The organism is Sphaerisporangium siamense (genome assembly GCF_014205275.1).
In the GTDB taxonomy this organism is placed as follows: domain Bacteria; phylum Actinomycetota; class Actinomycetes; order Streptosporangiales; family Streptosporangiaceae; genus Sphaerisporangium; species Sphaerisporangium siamense.
The window spans coordinates 6,398,279-6,416,615 of the sequence record NZ_JACHND010000001.1 but is presented as its reverse complement, the minus strand read 5'-3'; the positions used below and the strand labels follow the sequence as shown (position 1 = coordinate 6,416,615).

The 18,337-nt window shown below is 73.7% G+C and carries 18 protein-coding genes; 9 read left to right on the top strand and 9 right to left on the bottom strand.

Annotated features, from left to right (window positions below):
- Positions 1–14 precede the first annotated feature (14 nt).
- Positions 15–353: a PadR family transcriptional regulator gene (locus BJ982_RS29360; protein ID WP_184885368.1), complete on the top strand. Its 339-nt coding sequence runs from the start codon at positions 15–17 to the stop codon at positions 351–353.
- Between the two features lie 22 nt (positions 354–375).
- Here the strand turns inward: BJ982_RS29360 and BJ982_RS29355 are convergent, their stop codons facing one another.
- Positions 376–1,068 (bottom strand): permease prefix domain 1-containing protein, encoded by a 693-nt coding sequence (locus BJ982_RS29355; protein ID WP_184885366.1) that lies wholly within the window; start codon positions 1,066–1,068, stop codon positions 376–378.
- A 216-nt stretch (positions 1,069–1,284) separates the two neighbouring features.
- Here BJ982_RS29355 and BJ982_RS29350 point away from each other — a divergent pair, with 216 nt between their 5' ends.
- Complete coding sequence (locus BJ982_RS29350) at positions 1,285–1,788, top strand: GNAT family N-acetyltransferase (RefSeq protein WP_239122979.1); 504 nt, start codon at positions 1,285–1,287, stop codon at positions 1,786–1,788.
- Between the two features lie 18 nt (positions 1,789–1,806).
- On the opposite strand, the gene BJ982_RS29345 is transcribed toward BJ982_RS29350, so the two are convergent.
- Positions 1,807–2,919: a Vgb family protein gene (locus tag BJ982_RS29345; protein WP_184885364.1), complete on the bottom strand. Its 1,113-nt coding sequence runs from the start codon at positions 2,917–2,919 to the stop codon at positions 1,807–1,809.
- A 177-nt stretch (positions 2,920–3,096) separates the two neighbouring features.
- Positions 3,097–4,008 carry a hypothetical protein gene (locus BJ982_RS29340; protein WP_184885362.1) on the bottom strand — a complete coding sequence of 304 codons (912 nt, stop codon included), beginning with the start codon at positions 4,006–4,008 and terminating at the stop codon, positions 3,097–3,099.
- Positions 4,009–4,487: 479 nt separating this feature from the next.
- Between BJ982_RS29340 and BJ982_RS29335 the strand changes: the two genes are divergently transcribed.
- Positions 4,488–5,072 (top strand): hypothetical protein, encoded by a 585-nt coding sequence (locus tag BJ982_RS29335; RefSeq protein WP_239122980.1) that lies wholly within the window; start codon positions 4,488–4,490, stop codon positions 5,070–5,072.
- Complete coding sequence (locus tag BJ982_RS29330) at positions 5,065–6,123, top strand: peptidase (RefSeq protein WP_184885360.1); 1,059 nt, start codon at positions 5,065–5,067, stop codon at positions 6,121–6,123. The genes BJ982_RS29335 and BJ982_RS29330 overlap by 8 nt, the downstream gene beginning before the upstream one ends.
- Before the next feature lie 24 nt (positions 6,124–6,147).
- Here BJ982_RS29330 and BJ982_RS29325 read toward each other — a convergent pair whose 3' ends face one another.
- Positions 6,148–6,684, bottom strand: coding sequence for a TetR/AcrR family transcriptional regulator (locus BJ982_RS29325; protein ID WP_184885358.1), 537 nt, complete (start codon positions 6,682–6,684; stop codon positions 6,148–6,150).
- A 110-nt stretch (positions 6,685–6,794) separates the two neighbouring features.
- On the opposite strand from BJ982_RS29325, the gene BJ982_RS29320 reads away from it, so the two are divergent.
- Positions 6,795–7,676: an NmrA/HSCARG family protein gene (locus BJ982_RS29320; RefSeq protein ID WP_184885356.1), complete on the top strand. Its 882-nt coding sequence runs from the start codon at positions 6,795–6,797 to the stop codon at positions 7,674–7,676.
- Positions 7,677–7,707: 31 nt separating this feature from the next.
- Here the strand turns inward: BJ982_RS29320 and BJ982_RS38675 are convergent, their stop codons facing one another.
- Both BJ982_RS38675 and BJ982_RS39850 read right to left on the bottom strand, forming a co-directional pair.
- Positions 7,708–8,355 (bottom strand): response regulator transcription factor, encoded by a 648-nt coding sequence (locus BJ982_RS38675; RefSeq protein WP_203959071.1) that lies wholly within the window; start codon positions 8,353–8,355, stop codon positions 7,708–7,710.
- Entirely contained in the window at positions 8,343–9,665 is a 1,323-nt protein-coding gene (locus tag BJ982_RS39850) for a sensor histidine kinase (protein WP_239122981.1), read from the bottom strand. The genes BJ982_RS38675 and BJ982_RS39850 overlap by 13 nt, the downstream gene beginning before the upstream one ends.
- Positions 9,666–9,814: 149 nt before the next feature.
- Here BJ982_RS39850 and BJ982_RS29310 point away from each other — a divergent pair, with 149 nt between their 5' ends.
- Entirely contained in the window at positions 9,815–11,257 is a 1,443-nt protein-coding gene (locus tag BJ982_RS29310) for an alpha/beta hydrolase (RefSeq protein WP_184885354.1), read from the top strand.
- 45 nt (positions 11,258–11,302) lie between these two features.
- Here BJ982_RS29310 and BJ982_RS29305 read toward each other — a convergent pair whose 3' ends face one another.
- On the bottom strand, positions 11,303–11,584 hold the full coding sequence (locus BJ982_RS29305) for a hypothetical protein (RefSeq protein WP_184885353.1): 282 nt from the start codon (positions 11,582–11,584) through the stop codon (positions 11,303–11,305).
- A 172-nt stretch (positions 11,585–11,756) separates the two neighbouring features.
- On the bottom strand, positions 11,757–13,241 hold the full coding sequence (locus BJ982_RS29300) for a pentapeptide repeat-containing protein (protein WP_184885351.1): 1,485 nt from the start codon (positions 13,239–13,241) through the stop codon (positions 11,757–11,759).
- A 208-nt stretch (positions 13,242–13,449) separates the two neighbouring features.
- Here BJ982_RS29300 and BJ982_RS29295 point away from each other — a divergent pair, with 208 nt between their 5' ends.
- The 3 genes from BJ982_RS29295 (at position 13,450) to BJ982_RS29285 (ending at position 17,051) form a co-directional block, all read left to right on the top strand.
- Positions 13,450–15,882 (top strand): ExeM/NucH family extracellular endonuclease, encoded by a 2,433-nt coding sequence (locus tag BJ982_RS29295; RefSeq protein ID WP_184885349.1) that lies wholly within the window; start codon positions 13,450–13,452, stop codon positions 15,880–15,882.
- 131 nt (positions 15,883–16,013) lie between these two features.
- Positions 16,014–16,556: a hypothetical protein gene (locus BJ982_RS29290; RefSeq protein WP_184885347.1), complete on the top strand. Its 543-nt coding sequence runs from the start codon at positions 16,014–16,016 to the stop codon at positions 16,554–16,556.
- Between the two features lie 114 nt (positions 16,557–16,670).
- Positions 16,671–17,051 (top strand): DUF8711 family protein, encoded by a 381-nt coding sequence (locus BJ982_RS29285; RefSeq protein ID WP_184885345.1) that lies wholly within the window; start codon positions 16,671–16,673, stop codon positions 17,049–17,051.
- 72 nt (positions 17,052–17,123) lie between these two features.
- Here the strand turns inward: BJ982_RS29285 and BJ982_RS29280 are convergent, their stop codons facing one another.
- The gene (locus BJ982_RS29280; RefSeq protein ID WP_184885344.1) at positions 17,124–18,320 is read right to left on the bottom strand and encodes a cytochrome P450; all 1,197 of its coding nucleotides are present in this window, start codon (positions 18,318–18,320) and stop codon (positions 17,124–17,126) included.
- Positions 18,321–18,337 lie beyond the last annotated feature (17 nt).

Sequence of the window (18,337 nt, the reverse complement as noted above, 5' to 3'; positions counted from 1 at the left end):
GATAAGCTCCCCGGATGAACACCGACGCGCTCCGCGGGCACATGGACGCCCTGCTCCTGTCCGTCCTGGAGCACGAGCCCCTGCACGGGTACGCGATCATCGAGGCCCTGCAGGTCCGCAGCGGTGGCGCGCTCACCGTCCCCACCGGCACCGTCTATCCGGCGCTGCGCCGCCTGGAGCGCGTGGGCTACCTGGTCAGCGAGTGGGCGACCGTCGGCGGACGCAAGCGCCGCACCTACCGCCTGACGCCGGCGGGACGGGCCGCGCTGGCCGGCGAGCGCTCGGCGTGGAAGACGTTCACCGACGCCATCGGCAGCGTCCTCGCGCCACGTTCCTCGGAGGACGGCGCCTGACCGGCGCCCCCTCGCGGCACGGTCAGGCGGCGGGCCGCGGCGCGGGCGCGCGGCGCGTGACCAGCAGGCAGCGTGTGGCGCCGCACAGCAGCCAGCCCGCGACGGCGTAGCTGAACAGCGAGGCGGCCACGCCCGGGGGGAAGAAGGTGGTGTCCTGCAGCACGGTGCCCCGGCCGTACGTCAGCGCCGCGGACATGCCGATGATCGCGGGCACCTGGATCCACAGCAGCACGCCGATCGCCCTGGTCAGCGTCATCGGCCTGCGGAGCCTGCGCGGCCCCCGGGTGAAGGCCAGCAGCATCAGGGCGCCGACGACGCCCATCGCGAACTGGAACACGTCCAGGAAGTGCGCCAAGGGAGAGAACCAGGCGGGCTTCAGCGGCGCCCACTCGTCCCCCGGGTAGATCCGCCAGATCAGGCTCCACATCCCCGTGTTCACCGGGACGGCGATGAACAGCACCGCGGCGGTCCTGCGGCCCTGGCAGGCGGCCAGCTCCTCCTGGTACCCGGGCGCGATCTCGTCCACCGGCCCGAACTCGGCCACGGCCAGGCGCTCGGCCTCCGTGCGGTCCAGGCCCTCGGCGTGGTAGGCGTCGGCGGTGTCGGCCAGGCTGTCGCGGGCCTCGGTGACCATGTCCCGCCGCAGCCGGATCGGCCCGCGAAGGGTGCGGCGCAGCTCGGTCACGTAGTCGTCGATGACACCCGCGCTGGCCATGTGCTCCCCATGTGCAGACCGTGATGGACCAAGTCTCACCATTCTGGTGGCTAACCGGCCCGCCCAGGCATCAGGGGAATCCCTGACCCGTCCCTGGCGACCCCGCACCCGGCCGGCGCAGGCCGTCCGGCCCGGGGGAGACTGCCGACCATGGACGATCCCGGCGGCGGTGGCCGTATGGAAGACGAGGGCGGACCTGGGGACGGCGGTCGCCGCGTGACCGCGGAGCCCATCCGGACGGCACGGCTCACGTTGACGCCCCTGACGGTGGAGGACGCCGCCGAGATGGTGGAGGTCCTCGCCGGCGAGGAGCTGTACGCCTTCATCGGGGGCACGCCGCCCGGCCTGGCCGGCCTGCGCTCCCGGTACGCCAGGCTGGTCGTGGGACGGTCCCCGGACGGCGGGGAGGACTGGCTGAACTGGATCGTGCGCCGGGAGCGCGACGGCCGGGCGGTCGGCACCGTCCAGGCCACCGTGACTGGCGGGGGGCGGCGCGCCGCGATCGCCTGGGTGGTCGGGACCGCCTGGCAGGGGCGCGGGTACGCCTCCGAGGCCGCCGCCGCGATGGCCCGGTGGCTCGCGGGCCGGGGCGTCACGGTCCTCCAGGCCCACATCCACCCGGGCCACGAGGCGTCCATGAATGTGGCGGCCCGGATCGGCCTGCGCCCCACCGGCCTCGTCGAGGACGGCGAACGCGTGTGGCGCCGGGAACGGGCCTGAACCGCCGCCCCGGTCCGGTCAGGGCGTGACGATGGCGAGCTGGTCGACGTAGTCCTCGGTGACCCACAGGTTGTCATCGGAGGCGAGGGTGATCTGCAGCGGTCCCGCGACGCTGGTGGGCAGGGCGTACTCGCTGACCGTGCCGGTGGTGGTGACGTTGGCCACGTTGCCGGCGGACTGCTCGACGAACCACACGTTGTCGTCCGGGCCGAGCGTCATTCCCCACGGGAAGGCGTTGGGGTCGCCGAGGGCGTATTCGGTGAAGGTGCCGCCCGAGGTGTCGACCGAGCTGACCTTGCCGTTGCCGTCGCCGTACCACAGGTTGCCGTCCGACCCGGTGGTGATGCCCAGCGGCATCGCGCCGGACGGCGCGGCGTACTCGGTGATCGTCCCGCCGGTGGTGATCTTCCCGACGATGCCGGTCAGCGGTTCGGTGAACCACAGGTTCCCGTCCGGTCCCGCGGTGATGAACAGCGGGTAGGCGCCGGAGGTCGGCACGGTGTACTCGGTGATGGTGCCCCCGGTGGTGATGCGCCCGATCTTGTTGGCGTCCGGCTCGGTGAACCACAGGTTGTCGTCCGGCCCCACGGCGATCGACCAGGGGTAGGCGCCCGAGGTCGGCACGGTGTACTCGGTGATCGTGCCCGAGGTCGTGATGCGCCCGATCCTGTTGCCGAAGGCCTCGGTGAACCACAGGGCCCCGTCCGGCCCCGTGACGATGTGCGCGGGCTGGGACCCGGCGTTGGGCAGAGAGTACTCGGTGAAGACACCGCCCGTCGTCACCTTGCCGATCTTGTTGGCGTAGTTCTCGGTGAACCACACGTTGCCGTCGGGGCCGGAGGTGATCCCGACGGGCGTGGACGGGCTGGTCGGGATGTTGATCTCGTTGATGCTCGGCGTCCGCAGGGCCTGCCGCGCGGCCTCGTCCTGCGCCACCCTAGGAGCCGGGGGGAACACGCATCGGATCCGCTTGTGACGCGGCTGCAGCTTGAGCTTGAGGCACAGCTTCACCCAGGGGCGAGCCGGCGAGGGAGGGTGGGGTGGCGGTGCGGCGGAGACGGGCGTCTGGGCCGCGAGGATCAGCGCCATGACCATGAGCGGATATCCGAGCAGTTTGAGGCTGCGACGCATGGCATACCTTCCAGAAACGTCGACCGGGTTCATTGGGAAAGCGGGCCGGCCCGGCCGCTCCAAATATCTCCCGGCGCCGCCGGTTCACCGGGGGCGTCTCTGTCCGTGGCCGGTCAGGAGTGCGCCAACCGACGGGCCGGGTTCGGCGCGCCGGGTAACCGGATCGCCAGGCGGGGTTCAGGCGACCTGGTGGGTGATGGTGCCGGTGTAGACGCCCGAGACGACGGACGAGGGGATGGTGATCACCAGCGTCGGCTGCCAGCTGGTGATCTGGACGAGCGGCGACTTGGTGCCCCTGAAGGCGGTGCGGGTGGTCGACAGGGAGACGCGCTGGTCCGCGGTGGCCTGCCCCGGAGTCCGGGTGCCGCCGCCGGAGGAGGCGGTGACCGGGCCGGACCAGTAGGCGATGTTGGCCCGGGGGATGGTCTGGGCCGCCGACCCGGCGCCGGTGGTGAAGTTGGTCGAGGACACCGTGGCGGTCCAGCCCGCGGAACCGTTGCGGGAGTCCTCCACGCTGACCGTGCCCATCTCGGCGCTGAGCGTGCCGCCGAGGTAGCCGTTGCCGAGATTCGCCGAGTTCGGCACGGTGATCGTCAGCGTGTTCGGCGCCGCGCTCCTGTGGCGGCGCGCCGGGCGTGCGCCGGATCGTCTTCCCCGGATGGCGCGCGGGGTCTCACCGGTCCCGGGCTCGGCGCGCGCGGGGTGGTCGTGGCCGGACGCGTCGTCGCGGGGCCGGTCGCCCGGGTGCGGCGGAGGGGTGCCCGGATCCTCCGGGGCGACCGGGGACGGTGCCGGGCCGGTGTCCGGTGGCGGTGTGGGGAAGGCGGAGCCCGGGAGCGGCGGTGGCGAGGGAGGGCCGATCGGGGAGGAAACCGGTTCCACCGCCGGGTGTCCGTTCGGGGTCGCCGCCCCGGCGGGCGTGGCCGGCGCGCCGGTGGGGGAGGTGCCGGGTTCGGGCTCCCGCGCCTCCGCCGGAGAGCGAGGCGGGTGGTCCCGCGGCACGGCCGCCTCCGACGGGGCCGCCGGCGCGCTCAGGGCGCCGGCCAATGTGATCGAGGCCATCAGGCGGGCGCCGTGCCATCTCCTCATCGATTTCCCCTGAAAGCACTCGCACGCACCGCGCGATCTGGGCGCCGGTCCCGCGAACGGACGGACAAAGCATTGGCAGCCTAGGGTTCCAGAGCGGGCAGTGTCACTTCCCCGGCCCCGCGTACCGCAAATACGACACAAAGAAGCACCGAAACGCCTGAGCGACCGAGGTGAGTGGGACGGTTATATCGCCATATCATCAGGTGGGAGCGGCTGATGATGTTGAGGGAGAAATGCTCGGGGACGGCATCCGCCCAGACCGGTGCCCCCGTTCGTCCTCCGCTCGGCAAAACATCGCACATCCCGCTTCCGCCGCCCAAAACAATCGTCTTCCCCCGATGATTGCCAGCCCCTTCAAGAGGCGATCAAAAATCGACAGACGGTTCATCCCGCCGGTTTCGCCGGGACGGCCGGGGAGCAAGATCTGATCGCCTGCGAATGCCACCGCGTGGTGGCGTGAATCAAGGGGGTCCGGCACCTTGCCTCACACACATCGTCTCGGCGCCGTGCTCGGCGCCGCCGTCGTCACCGGCGCCCTGCTGGTGGCCCTGCCCGCCGCGCCCGCCGTGGCCGGCACCTGTCCCGCCTCGACCACCTGCCCCACCACCGTGACGTTCACGGTGGCGGCGCCGGACTCGCTCACGATCACCGTGCCCGACGGCCCGGTCAACATCGGTGGCAACACCCCGGGCAACCAGGTCACCGGCCAGCTCGGCCTGGTCACCGTCTCCGACCAGCGCGCCGCGCTCACCGCCACCTGGACCGCGACGGTGTCGGCCAGCAGCTTCACCACCGGCGGCGGCACCGCCGCGGAGACCATCCCCGCGAGCGCCGTGCAGTACTGGTCGGGTCCGGCCACCGCCACCACCGGAACCGGCACGTTCGTGCCCGGCCAGGCCAACGCGGCGGCGGCGGTGACGCTGGACCAGCCCCGCACGGCGTTCGCCAAGACCACCGGTTCGGGCAACAACTCGGCGACCTGGAACCCGACCCTGATCATCACCATCCCCGCCCAGGCGGTGGCGGGCACCTACACGGGCACGGTGAGCCACCAGGTTGCCTAACCCACTTTCCCGGCGGCGCCCGCGCGTCTCGACAGCGCTCGGGCGCCTGGTCGCCGCCGCGCTCCTGCTCGCCGTGCCGGCCCTCGCGCCGGTCGCCGCGCACGCCGACGCCACGTCTCCGCGTCCGGCCGCCCCGGGCGGCCGGATCGGCATCGGGCTGGCCGAGATCCCCGCCAGCCGGATCGACGACCCTCGGGCCCGCGTCTACATCGACGACCACGTCAACCCCGGCACCACCTTCCATCGGCGCCTGAAGGTCTACAACATCTCCGCCAAGCCCCGGCACATCACGCTGTACGCCGGCGGCGCGGCCATCAAGGACCACCGCTTCACCTTCGCGCCGCCGTCCACCGGCAACGAGCTGGCCTCCTGGATCACACTCGACCGCACCGAGCTGGACCTGCCCCCGTACCGCAACGCGCTGGTCAGGGCCACCGTCGCCGTGCCGTCCTACGCCACGGAGGGCGAGCGGTACGCCGTCATCTGGGCGCGGGTCGCCACCGGCAAGCCCGACCGCAGGGCGAACGTCGCGCTGGTCAACCAGGTCGGAATCCGGGCCTACCTCCACGTGGGCCCCGGCGGGGAGCCCCCCACCGACTTCGCGATCGGCGACGTCCGCCCCGAGACCACCGCGGACGGCAGGCGGCGGGTCGTGGCGGCCGTCACCAACACCGGCCACCGCGCCATCGACCCCCAAGGAGAGCTCTCGCTGCTGGAGGGGCCGAGCAGTCTCAACGCCGGCCCCTTCCCGACGACCCGCGGCACCACCCTGGCCCCGGGTGAGCGCGGGCAGGTCGCCGTACCGCTCGGCGCCCACCTGCCCGACGGGCCGTGGAAGTACCGCCTCACCCTGCAGAGCGGACGGGTCACCCGCACCGTCACCGGCGTCCTCAGGCTCGGGCCGGGCCCGGCGCCCCCGGCCCGCTCGGCCGTGTTCTGGCATCCACTGGCGCTCCTGCTCCTCGTCCCCGCCGGCCTGGCCGGTGTCGCGCTCCTGTGGCTCTTCCCCGGCCTGCGCCGCCGCCTCCGCATCCGGGGCACGGCGCCCTGACCGTGACGTCCCGCGGCACGCCGGTCACGGGGCCGGTGAGGTGAACACGCCGGTGAGCGCCAGCGTGACCAGCCGGTCCGCCTCGGTCTCGTCCGCGGCGCCGTCGGCGATGGCCGTGACGATCGCGATCAGGTCGCGGCCGGTGGCGCCGGGGCGGACCGCGCCGGTGTCGCGCAGCGGGCGCAGCAGGTCCTCCGCGGCCTCGACGATCATGCGGTGGCAGCCGTTGTCCGTGGTGGCCCGGACCTCGGGGACGAGCGCGGCGGCCAGCCCGCGGGTGGAGGCGACGTACCGGGCGAGGGCGCGCAGCCAGGTCGTGAGCGCGTCGCGCGGCGGCACGCCGGACGGCTCGCCGGCCTGGGCGCACAAGGTCTCGGCGCGGTCGTGGAAGACGGCCTGGAGCAGCGCCTTCCGGGACGGGAAGTGCCGGTGCAGCGTGGCGGAGCCGACGCCGGCCCGCCGGGCGATCTCCTCCAGGGACGCGTCCGGGCCGTGCGCGGCGAAACCGGCACGGGCGGCCCGCAGGATCGCGTCGCGGCTGCGCTGGGCGTCGGCCCGCATGGGCGCCTCTCCTCTCGCGGGGTGACCGCGCTCGCTCGACAAGATGGGGTGGTCCCCCATATCGTAGCGGGTGTTAACCGGGGGGACACCCCACTTCTGAGGAGGTCGCGATGGGCGACGACAGGCCGGTGCTGGTCACCGGCGCGACGGGCAGACAGGGCGGCGCGGTGGCGCGGGCGCTGCTGGACGAGGGCGTGCCCGTACGGGCGCTGGTCCGCGATCCGCGGCGGGCCGCCCACCTCGCCGGCCTCGGAGCGGAACTGGCCGTGGGCGACCTGAACGATCCGGCGTCGCTGAAGGCCGCGGCGACCGGCGCGCGTGGCGTCTTCTCGGTGCAGACGCTCGACCTGGCCGATGTGAGGGGCGACGCCGAGCGGGTGCACGGCCGCAACCTGGTGGAGGCCGCCAGGGAGGCCGGTGTCGGCCAGTTCGTCCACACCTCCGTCTCCGGCGCGGGCGACTCCCGGCCGGAGGACGGCCCGTACATGCGGCACTACTCCGCGAGCAAGGCCTACGTCGGCGGGCTGCTGCGGCAGGACGGCGGCTTCGCCTCCTGGACCGAGCTGAGGCCGGCGTTCTTCATGGAGAACTTCATCCGCCCGTCGTTCCTCTTCGCCAACGGCGTGGAGGACCGCTTCCTGACCGCCCTGCGGCCGGAGACGCGGCTGTCGCTGATCGCGGTCCGCGACATCGGCACGGCCGCCGCGGCCGCCTTCCGCGACCCGGCGGCCTTCCACGGCGCGATCATCGAGCTCGCCGGGGACCGCCTGTCGATGACCGAGATCGCGGCCGTCCTCTCCGAGGTCTGGGGCACCACCATCGAGCCGCCGGACCTCACCCCCGAGCAGGCGCTGGCCCAAGGGCTGCCCGAGGCGTTCGTCCGCTCCCAGGAATGGATGAACGAGGGGGGCAACCCGGCCCGGCCCGAGCACACCCGCGCCTTCGGCCTGCCCACCACCACCTTCCGCGCCTGGGCGACGTCCACCGCCTGAGTCCCCCCGCTGAATCCCCGCCGACCGGCGGTCAGGCGCCCAGGTACATCAGGACGGCGCGCACACGGCGGTGCTCGCCGGTCGCGGTGGGCGGGAGGTCGAGTTTGGTGAAGATGGCGTTGATGTGCTTGCCGACGACCTTCTCGCTCACCCCCAGCTCGTCGGTGATCGCGGTGTTGGAGCGGCCCTCGGCCATCAGCGAGAGGATCTGGCGCTCCCGCGGGGTGAGGCGGGTGAGCGGGTCGCGGTGGCGGGTGAGCAGCCGGCGGACGACCTCGGGATCGATGACGCACCCTCCGGCGGCCACCTGTTCGACCGCGCCGACGAACTCGCCGACCTCCAGGACGCGGTCCTTGAGCAGGTACCCGACACCCCCGGCCTCCGTGGACCCCAGCAGCTCGGCGGCGTAGGCGGTGGCGACGTACTGGCTCAGGATCAGGACCGGCAGCCCGGGGTGCGCGTGCCGCAGGCGGACGGCGGCGCGCAGGCCCTCGTCGGTGAAGGACGGCGGCATCCGCACGTCGGTGACCACGATGTCCGGCCGGTGCTCGGCCGTCGCGGCGGCCAGCGCGTCCGGCTCGCCCGCGGCGGCCACCACCTCGTGCCCGAAACGGGCCAGCAGCGCGGCGAGCCCCTCCCGCAGCAGCAAGGCGTCCTCGGCGAGCACTATGCGGAGCACGGCAACTCCAGTCGCAGAACGGTCGGCCCGCCGGGCGGGCTGGTCACGGTGACGGCGCCGGCCAGGGCGTCCACCCGGTCGGCGAGGCCGGTCAGGCCGGTGCCGCGGGCCGGGTCCGCGCCGCCCCGGCCGTCGTCGCGCACCTCGACCGTCAGGATCTCCCCGGCGACCGACCCCGTCACCCGGACCACGGTCGCCGCCGCGTGCCGGGCCGCGTTGGCCAGCGCCTCGGCCACCACGAAGTACGCGGTCGACTCCACCGCCGCGGGCAGCCGTCCCGGCACGTCCAGCTCCACGGTGACGGGCACGGGGAGGCCGGTGGCCAGCTCGGCGACGGCGGCGGGCAGGCCCAGGTCGGTGAGCACCCGTGGGTGGATCCCGCGGACCAGCTCGCGCAGTTCCGCCAGCGCGGACCTGGCCTCGTCGGCGGCCCGCGCGAGCAGCGGGCGGACGGCCTCGGGGTCCTGGTCGAGCTCCAGCCGGGCCGTGACGAGGGTCATGCCCAGCCGCAGCAGCCGCTGCTGCGCGCCGTCGTGCAGATCCCGCTCGATGCGGCGGCGCTCCGACTCGAACGCGTCGATCAGGCGGGCCCGCGAGCGGGTCAGCGACCGTACGCGCGCCTGGTCGGCGGGGGAGAGGAGCACGCGGGCCAGTTCGCCGTGCGCCATCGCCGCGGCCGCGGTGGTGTAGGCGAGCAGGACGGCCGCGAGCAGGACGGCCAGCGCCGCCCCGCCGACCATCGCGAACGTCAGCCCATCCGCCCCCGCCGCGTGGAGGCCGGCTCCGGCGGTGCCGGACGCGCCGGCCGGGTCGCCCGCCGCGCCCCCGACGGCCGCCATGGCCGGTTCGCCCGCCGTACCGCCCGCCGCCGACGTGGCGAGGTTGGCCACGCCGCTCAGGTAGATCAGCACCGGGGCCGACCCGAGCAGCACCGCTGTGACGTTCACCACCAGTAGCACGCTGCCGTGCAGCACCGTGTAGGCGAGCTCCCGCCACGCGAGCTCGCCGTGCCGGACCCGGGGCCGCCCGGAGACCACGGGCCCGTCGGGAGCCCGGCGCGGGTCCGGCAGCGGGGGGCCGCCCAGGAGCGCGACGCGCCGCCGCTCCACCGCCACCAGCGGGGAGGTGAGCCGCGGGGTCAGCACGAAGGCGCCCGCCACCAGCGCCGCCGGCACCCAGACCAGGGCCAGCAGGCCGCTCGCGACGCCCGTGAGCACGTACGCCACGGTGCGCAGCGGCCACGCCGACACGACGAAGCGCACGGGAGCGCCCCGGAACGCCTCCGCCACCGTCCTCCCTGCCGCCTCCATGGCCGCCACTGTACGAGGTAGGGCCTGCCCACCCCCGGGACTGGGGGAAAGGACTCCTGCGCTCGCCCGCCGCACCGCCTTCGATGGGGCTGCGCGCATTCGACCGGATCCGCATGGGGTCCCGGCATCAGCGGGAGAGAAGAGGATTCATGGCGATATTCGGCCACATACTGGGCGCGGTGCTCGTCGGCGCCGCGCTCGTCGTCCCAGGAGGAGCCGCCGCGGACACACCGCGGATCGAGTGGGCCCCGTGCGCGGGCGACCGGGCCGTGGAGTGCGGCGTGCTGCGCGTGCCGGTCGACTGGTCCCGGCCGGGCGGCGCGACGTTCGGCCTCGCGGTGGCCCGGCACCGGGCCACCGACCCGGAGCGGCGCGTCGGGGTCCTGGCGGTGAACATCGGCGGCGGACCCGGGACAGACTTCGTCCAGGCGGAGGCGCGCGGGTACTTCGGCGCGGAGATCCTGGCCAGGTTCGACGTCGTGGGCTTCGACCCGCGCGGCACCGGGCGCAGCGCCCCTGTGCGGTGCTCGGCCGACATCGTCCGGCGCGAGCCCCTGCCCACCCCGCGCGACCAGGCCGACTTCGACCGGCTGCGCGCGTACGGCGCGGAACTGGCCGCGGACTGCCGGCGCCGTACCGGCCCGGTGGCCGACCACCTGGACACGGTCAGTGTTGTCCGCGACCTCGACGCCGTGCGCGCCGCGCTCGGCGAGCGCACGCTCAGCTACTACGGCGTGTCCGCGGGCACCCTGACCGGGCAGCAGTACGCCGAGCTGTTCGGCCGGCGGATTCGGGCGATGGCGCTGGACAGCGTCGTCGACCACAGCCTGCCCACCGGGCGCTTCCTGCACGGCCAGGCGGCCAACGCCGAGGACGCGTTCGGCGCGTTCGCCCGGTGGTGCGACGCCGAGAAGGCGTGCGCGCTGCACGGCCGGGACGTCGGACGGGTCTGGGACGGGCTGATGGCCAGGGCCGACCGCGGCGCCCTGCGTGACCCCGCGCTGCCGGGACGGGTGATCAGCGCCTTCGACCTGGCCACCGAGGCGCACCTGGGCGGGTTCATGGAGCCGTCCTACAAGTGGTTCGGCGAGCGGATCGCGTCCCTGGAGTCGGGGAGGCCGGGGCCGCGCGGGGTCGTCCGCGGGCAGCCGGGGCCGGAGGTGCGCGAGGTCGAGCATCCGGCGCCCGCGGCCTGCCAGGACTGGCGGCTGGACATCCCGGATTACCGGCGGTGGGCCGCCTACGCCGCGCGGATGCGCCGGGCCGCGCCGCACATGCGCACCCATCCGGACACGCAACCGCTCGCGCTGGCCTGCGCCCTCTGGCCGGTGACGTCCGCGAACCCGCAGCACCGCCTCAAGGCCGCCGATGGCACCCCCACGATCCTGCTGGTCAACGCCCGGCATGACCCGGCCGCCGGGCACGGGTGGGCGCGCGACGTGCGCCGGCAGCTCGGACGAAGCGGGGTGCTGGTGACCTACGAGGGCGCCGGGCACGGCGTCTACCAGCGCACCGCATGCACCCGCCGCACCATCGACGACTACCTCCTGCACCTGCGCGTCCCGGCCGACGGCACCCGCTGCCCGCGCTGACGCCCGTCCCGGCGTGCGACCCCGATCCGTGGCGCGGGCGGCGGGTCAGCGCGGTGGCGTGGGGGGCGGGTCAGCGCGGGGTGTGGCGGGCTCGTCCGGAGGGCGGGCCGCCAGGCGGGCGGTGAACAGGTGGTTCTTGTCCAGTCGGCTGCCGGGGACGCGGCCGCCGATCTGCCAGAGGACCAGGATCGCCGCGAGGCCAGCGAGCCTGCGGGCCCGGGTGGTGAGCCGGGCGAGGACGCCGGCGATCGGCGACCGCGCGGCGCGTGCCGGGGGATCGCCGGGGATCTCCAGGGGCGCGGGGGCGTTCAGGACCGGTGAAGTCATCGGGAGCGGCTCCTTGGGCGGGTCCGCGCGCGCCGGAGGGACGCGCGGCCGTGCCGGGGGGACGTCGGCCGGCGTGGGGCGCCAGGCCCGGTGGACCGGTATTACCTGCTGTCCAGGCTGGAAATAGAGGTTCAGCGGACGGCCTCCCGTACGGGCCGGCCCGAGGGGCGGGTCAGCGCGCCAGCGTGATCAGCCGGTGGACGGCCGGGGGCGGGACCGCGGGGCGGTGCGCGGAGGGCGTGGGCGGGGGATGGCCGACCGGCCGGAGGGCGGGGTGCGCCGCCATCCAGCACAGCGCGCCCGCGGTGACCGCCGCGGCCACCGCCACCCACCCGAGCGTGCGCCCGATCCGCAGCCCGTACCCGCAGGCCAGCCAGTACAGCGACAGCAGCAGTCTGGCCCTGCCCGGCGGGCTCGCCAGCCGCCGCATCTCCATGGCGCCGAAGCGGAAGTCCGACGAGGTCCGCGCGTCGTCCACCGCCGGGCGCAGCCGCTCGTACAGGACGGCCAGGCGTCCCGGATCCGCGGCCCGCTCACCGGTCGACCAGCCCCGCCAGGCGTGCTCGTCCGCCAGCACCCGCCGCCTCGTCCACCACCGGATCGGCGGCCAGCGCAGGCCGAGCCGCACCCCCGGCGGCGTGCGGGCGAACAGGCAGCCCGTCAGCCGCAGGCCCTCCGGGCGGAGCAGCTCGCCGAGCCCGCACGCGCGCAGGTCCGCCCCGGTCAGCGTGAGCGCGGGCGCGTCCAGGCGGTCCAGCGACGTGACGCGCAGCCGTCCCGCGTGCCGGGTGAGCGCCGCGGGCCCCGAGAGCGTCGCCTCCCGCAGGTCCACCTCGGCGTCCGACAGGCGCGCGGCGAACCGCCCGCCGAAATCGGCCGCGCGCATGTCCACCCGGCAGCCGCCGGTGTCCATGCTCAGCGCCGCGAAGGCGCGCGCCTCGGCCAGCGACAGCCGCCGCCCGACGCGCATCGGCCCGAGGTAGGCCGGGCCGTGGAACCGCACCCCCTCGAACCCCGCCGTCCCCCCGCAGGCCGCCGCGCGCAGCGACAGCGCCCTGCGGAAGCGCGCGCCGCGGAAGATGGCGTCGCCGTCGAACGTCGCGCCGTCGAACGCCGCGAACCCGTGGAACTCCGCGCCGCGGAACGAGGCGTCCCTGCCGAAGCGCGCCTCCCCGAACAGCGCGTCGCTGCCGAAGCGGGCGTGGTCGAACGCGCCGTGGCCGCGCACCCGTGAGCCGTGCATCGAGAACTCGCGGCGGAAGCGCGCCTCACCGAAGGACACGTTGCGCGTGAAACGGGTCCCGAAGAACGAGGCCAGCCGGTCGAACCGCGCGCTGTCGAACGTCGCGTCGCCGGTGAAGACGACCTCGCCGAAGCGCGCGGGGCCGGTGAAGCGGGCGCGGTCGAACCGCGCCCTGCCGAGACGGTGCCGCACGGCGTCGAGCACCCGGGTGAGCAGGTCCTCGTCGAGCGACGTGCCGCGCAGGTCCACGCCCTGGCCGGGGGCCAGGCCGCGTAAGACCTCCTCCACCTCGGCGGGGCCGAGATGGGCCAGGCAGCGCGCGTACGGGCCGGCGGCGACGCCCACGCACTGCGGCGAGGCGTCGCACGTCCTCCATTCGACATCGAGCGGGACGATTTTCAGCGGGGATCCCATGGCAAACTCATACCCAATGTCAGGCAACAGGTCGCTAAATCGTGATGGAATGGTGACACACGGTCGCCGATGATTTCGTTGACCCTGGTCAGAACGACACAAGCGTACGGCTCGTCACTCCACCTCCAGTGTCAAGATTCCCCCTTTTCACCTTCTATCTAGGTCTAGTACGAGATAGAGCGAGTTAACGCGCTTACGCTGCCGGATCATGCGTGCTCTATCCCGGGCGCTCGCCGCCCTAGCCGCCGCCGGCGTGGCCATCGCCGGTGCCACCGTCCTCGCCACGTCCCCGGCCGCCGCGGAACCGGGGACCGTCGTGATCAGCCAGGTGTACGGAGGTGGCGGCAACTCCGGCGCCCCCCTCACCAACGACTTCGTGGAACTGTTCAACCGCAGCGGTTCCGCCGTCTCCCTCGACGGCTGGTCCCTGCAGTACGCAAGCGCCACCGGCACGGGGAACTTCGCCGCCGGCAAGCTGAACCTCGCCGGTTCGCTGGCCCCCGGCCAGTACCACCTGGTGCAGCTCGCCGCGGGCACGACGCCGTCCGGATCCCTGCCCGCCCCCGACGCCACCGGCACGCTCAACCTGAGCGGCACCGCCGGCAAGGTGGCCCTGGTCCGCTCGGCCGACGGCCTGGCCTGCAACGGCGGCTCGGCCCCGTGTTCGGCCGACCAGCGGGCGCTGCTCGCCGACCTGGTCGGATACGGCACGGCCAACTTCTCCGAGGGCACGCCCGCCCCGGCGCTGACCAACGCGACCGCGGGGCTGCGCGGCGAGCACGGCTGCGCCGACACCGACGACAACGCCGCCGACCTCACCACCGGCGCCCCCGCGCCGCGCAACTCGGCCACCACCCCCGCCCCCTGCGGCGCCGAGCCGACGCCGTCCCCGACGCCGACCGGCAGCCCCACCCCCACGGACTCGCCCACTCCCACGGAGTCGCCGACCCCGACGGACTCGCCCACGCCGACCGAAACCCCGACGCCGACCCCCAGCCCGACGCCCACGGGCGCCCCGTGCGAGCTCCCCGCCACCCACCAGATCGCCCAGATCCAGGGTGACGGCGCCGCCAGCCCCCTCGCCGGCGCCACCGTCCGCGTCGAGGGCGTCGTCACCGGCGACTACCAGGGCGCCGGCCAGTCCGGCGGGATCTACATCCAGGACCCGACCCCCGACGCCGACCCCGCCACCTCCGACGGCGTCTTCGTGTTCACCACCCGGCCCGCCGCGACCGGCGACCGCGTCCTGGTCAGCGGCACCGTCACCGAGTTCAACGGCCTCACCGAACTGTCCCCGGTGACCGCCGTGGACGTCTGCGGCACCGGCACGGTCAAGCCCGCCAAGGTGAAGCTCCCCGTCGCCGAGGGCGCGAGCCTCGAACCGCTGGAGGGCGTGCTCGTCACCTTCCCCGAGAAGCTCACCGTCTCGGAGGTCTACAACCTCGGCCGCTTCGGCGAGATCACCCTGTCGTCCGAGGGGCGGCTGTTCCAGCCCACCGACCGCGAGGGCGTGGACCCGGCCCTGAACGCGCGCCGCACGATCCTGCTCGACGACGGCTCCAACGCGCAGAACCCGCCCACGCTGCCGTACCACTCCGCGGGCTCGGACACCGTGCGCCTCGGTGACACGACCACCGCGCTCACCGGCGTCCTCACCTACGGCTTCAACGTCTACCGCGTCCAGCCGACCCTGCCCGTCGCCTTCCAGGCCGACAACCCCCGCCCGGCCAAGCCGGACAAGGTGGGCGGCGACGTCCGGGTGGCGAGCCTCAACACCCTCAACTGGTTCACGACGCTGAACAAGCGCGGCGCCAACACCGCCGAGGAGCGCGACCGCCAGCTCGCCAAGCTCGTCGCCACCCTGCGCGGCCTCAACCCCGACGTGGCCGGGCTCATGGAGGTCGAGAACAACGGCACCACCGCGCTGAACGCCCTCGTCGACGCCCTCAACGCCGAGGCCGGCGCGGGCACCTACAAGGGCGTCGTCGCCCCCTACACCGGCACGGACGAGATCCAGGTCGCGCTGATCTACAAGCCCGCCGTGGTCAAGCCGATCGGCCCGCCGGCCTCCTCCGGCGACCCGGTGTTCCGCCGTCCGCCGCTGATCCAGCAGTTCCAGCGGGCCAAGGGCGGCGACGGCACCTCGTTCACGCTGATCGTCAACCACTTCAAGTCCAAGGGCTGCGACGGCGCCACCGGGGCCGACCAGGACCAGGGCGACGGCCAGAGCTGCTTCAACGCCGAGCGCGTCCGCCAGGCCCAGGCAGTCCTCGGCCTCGTCGACACCTACAACCTGCCCAACCCGGTCGTGCTGGGCGACCTCAACGCCTACGGCGAGGAGGACCCGATCCACACCCTGGAGGACGGCAAGCTGGTCAGCGTCAGCAAGAAGTTCCTCACCAAGAAGGACCGCTACAGCTACGTCTTCGGCGGCCTCTCCGGTGAACTCGACCACGTCCTGGTGGGCAAGAAGCTCCTCAAACTCGTCACCGGCGCCACCATCTGGCACATCAACGCCGACGAGGGCAGGTTCCTCGACTACAACACCGAGTTCAACCCGCCCTACCTGTACTCACCCGAGGCGTTCCGCTCCTCCGACCACGACCCCCTCCTCTTCGGCCTGGACCTGAAGAAGAACTGACCGCGCACGACGGAGAACCCCGGCCTCGGCCGGGGTTCTTCCTGTTCCGCTCGCGGTATGCGCCGCCGGAGAAGACGGCCTGGCAAGCCTGTCACAGGTCAGCCCCAAGTCCGCGAAACCATGCTGGTCCCATGGACCTGACCGACGCTGCCGAGGCGTTCAGCACGACCGTGACCCCGGGGCGCCGCATGCCGGGAAAGATCGGTATGGGCATCCTCCTGATCTGCTGGTCGGCGCTCGGCGTGCTGCCGTTCGTGACCGCGGTGCCGGATTTCCGGCTCGCGACCGGGAAGATCGGCACTCCCGGCACCCTCACCGTCGTCTCCTGCGTCTCCCTCGGCCAGGGACGGTACGACTGCACGGGCAGGTTCGTCCCCGACGGCGGGGGAGACGCGGTCATGGTGGCCGCGTCACCCGACTCGGAGGCGGGGGACGTGACGAGGGCCCGGCTCACCCCCGAGGGGGATCGGGCGCTGCCGTCCGGCACGAAGGGCGTCCTGCGGGCCATGACGCTCCCCGCCACCGGCCTCGGCGTGCTGGCCTTCCTGCCCTACGTCCTGCTGTACGTCTTCAAGGCCAGGCGGGGGCGCAGGACCGCCGTGATCGCGGGATCGGCGGTCACCGCCCTGTCCCTGGTGCTGATCGTGGTCGGCATGATCGCCGCCTACTCCTGACCTGCCGGGCGACGGGGCCGGGGCGAGGACGCCGGTGCAGGCGGGATGTAAGTGGTTTGTAAGGGGGCGCCCCTAGCGTGGTCCTCGTTAGAAGATCACAAGGAAAGGCACATAATGCTCCTCAACCTCCCCCGTCACGCTGTCGCCGTCGTCGCGGCGGCGGTGCTCGTCTCGCTCACGACGGGATGTGGCGGTGGCAGCACCAAGGCGGTCTGCGAGGACGCCCTCAAGGCGCTCCAGGACTACAGCACCCAGGCCGCCGCGGGCGCCGGCAACCTGGAGGCGTTCAACACGGCGGCCGCCGACCTGGCCGCCAAGCTCAAGGACCTGTCCGGCAAGGCCGACGGCGACCTGAAGGCCACCCTGACGGACCTGTCCACCACCTGGGGCGGCTTCAAGATCGACGTCTCCGACCCCGCCGCGGCCACCCAGCTGACGAAGTTCAGCACCCAGGCCACCGACGCCACCCAGCGCCTGGCCAAGAACTGCTCGTAGCGCCCGGCACCCCCACGAAGAGCCCCGGCCACCGCCGGGGCTTCCTCATGTCCTGGCGAAGCCGGGGAGGTGTCAGAGTTCGATGGGGAGGTGCCGGGGACCGCGGAGCGTGGCGTTGTGCCGGTAGGCGGGAGGGTCCCGCAGGAGGGTCGCGGTGCTGAGGCGGGGGATCAGAGCGCCGAGCGCGGTCTGCGTTTCGATTCGGGCCAGCGGCGCGCCGTAGCAGTGATGAACGCCGCTGCCGAAGCCGAAGTGCTGGTTGTCGGTGCGGGCGGGGTCGAACCGTTCGGGATCGCGGAACCGCTTGGGGTCGCGGTTGGCCGAGGCCAGCACCAGGATCAGGGGCACGCCCTTGGGGACGGTGACGCCGGCGACGTCGATGGTGACCAGAGGGGTGCGCCTGCGGATCTGGACCGGGGGCTCGTAGCGCAGCACTTCCTCCACCGCCGCGGGGAGCAGTTCGGGTTCTCGGCGCAGCCGGTCCAGCTCGCCGGGGTGGCGCAGCAGGGTGAGCACCCCGTTGGCGATCAGGTTGACCGTGGTCTCGTGTCCGGCGACCAGCAGCAGCACAGAGGTGGCCGCCAGCTCCTCCCGGGTGAACGCCCCCTCCGGCTCGTTGACGAACGCCGAGAGCATGTCGTCACCGGGACGGCCGCGGCGTCCCTCGGCGAGGTCCGCCAGATACCGGCCCATCTCCGTCAGAGCCTGTTCGCCGGCCGCCCGCCGTTCGCCGGGATCCCGGCCGGGCTTGATGTCGGCGACATCGACGATCGCGGTGGACCACTCCCGGAAGACCGGCTCGTCCTCCCGGGGCACACCGAGCAGCCGGCAGATGACGGTGACCGGCAGCGGATAGGCGAAGTCCTCCACGACGTCGATCCGCGTCCGGCCGTCCAACGCCTCGGCCAGTTCCGCGGTGATCGAGGCGATCTGGCCGCGCATCGCGTCCACACGGCCCGGGCTGTGCGGCGGGCCGAACGGCCGCATGGCCAGGTCGCGCAGCCTGTGGTGCTCGGGGTCGTCCAGCCGGATGAAGGAGAACCGCCCCGCCTCCGGGACCACGTCGCGGTACGGGTCGGCGAGGTTGCGGAGGTCGGAGCTGACCCGCGGGTCGTGCAGCAGCGCGGCGATGTCGTAGTAGGTGCCGACCAGGTAGCTTCCATCGGTCTGCCGTACCACCCCCGCCTCGCGGAGCTCGGCGTACAGCGGGTAGGGGTCCGGGCGGTTGGCTTGGTCGGTGATCCGCTCCAGCAGGGTGTCGACGGCCATGCGGGCTCCTGGTGGCA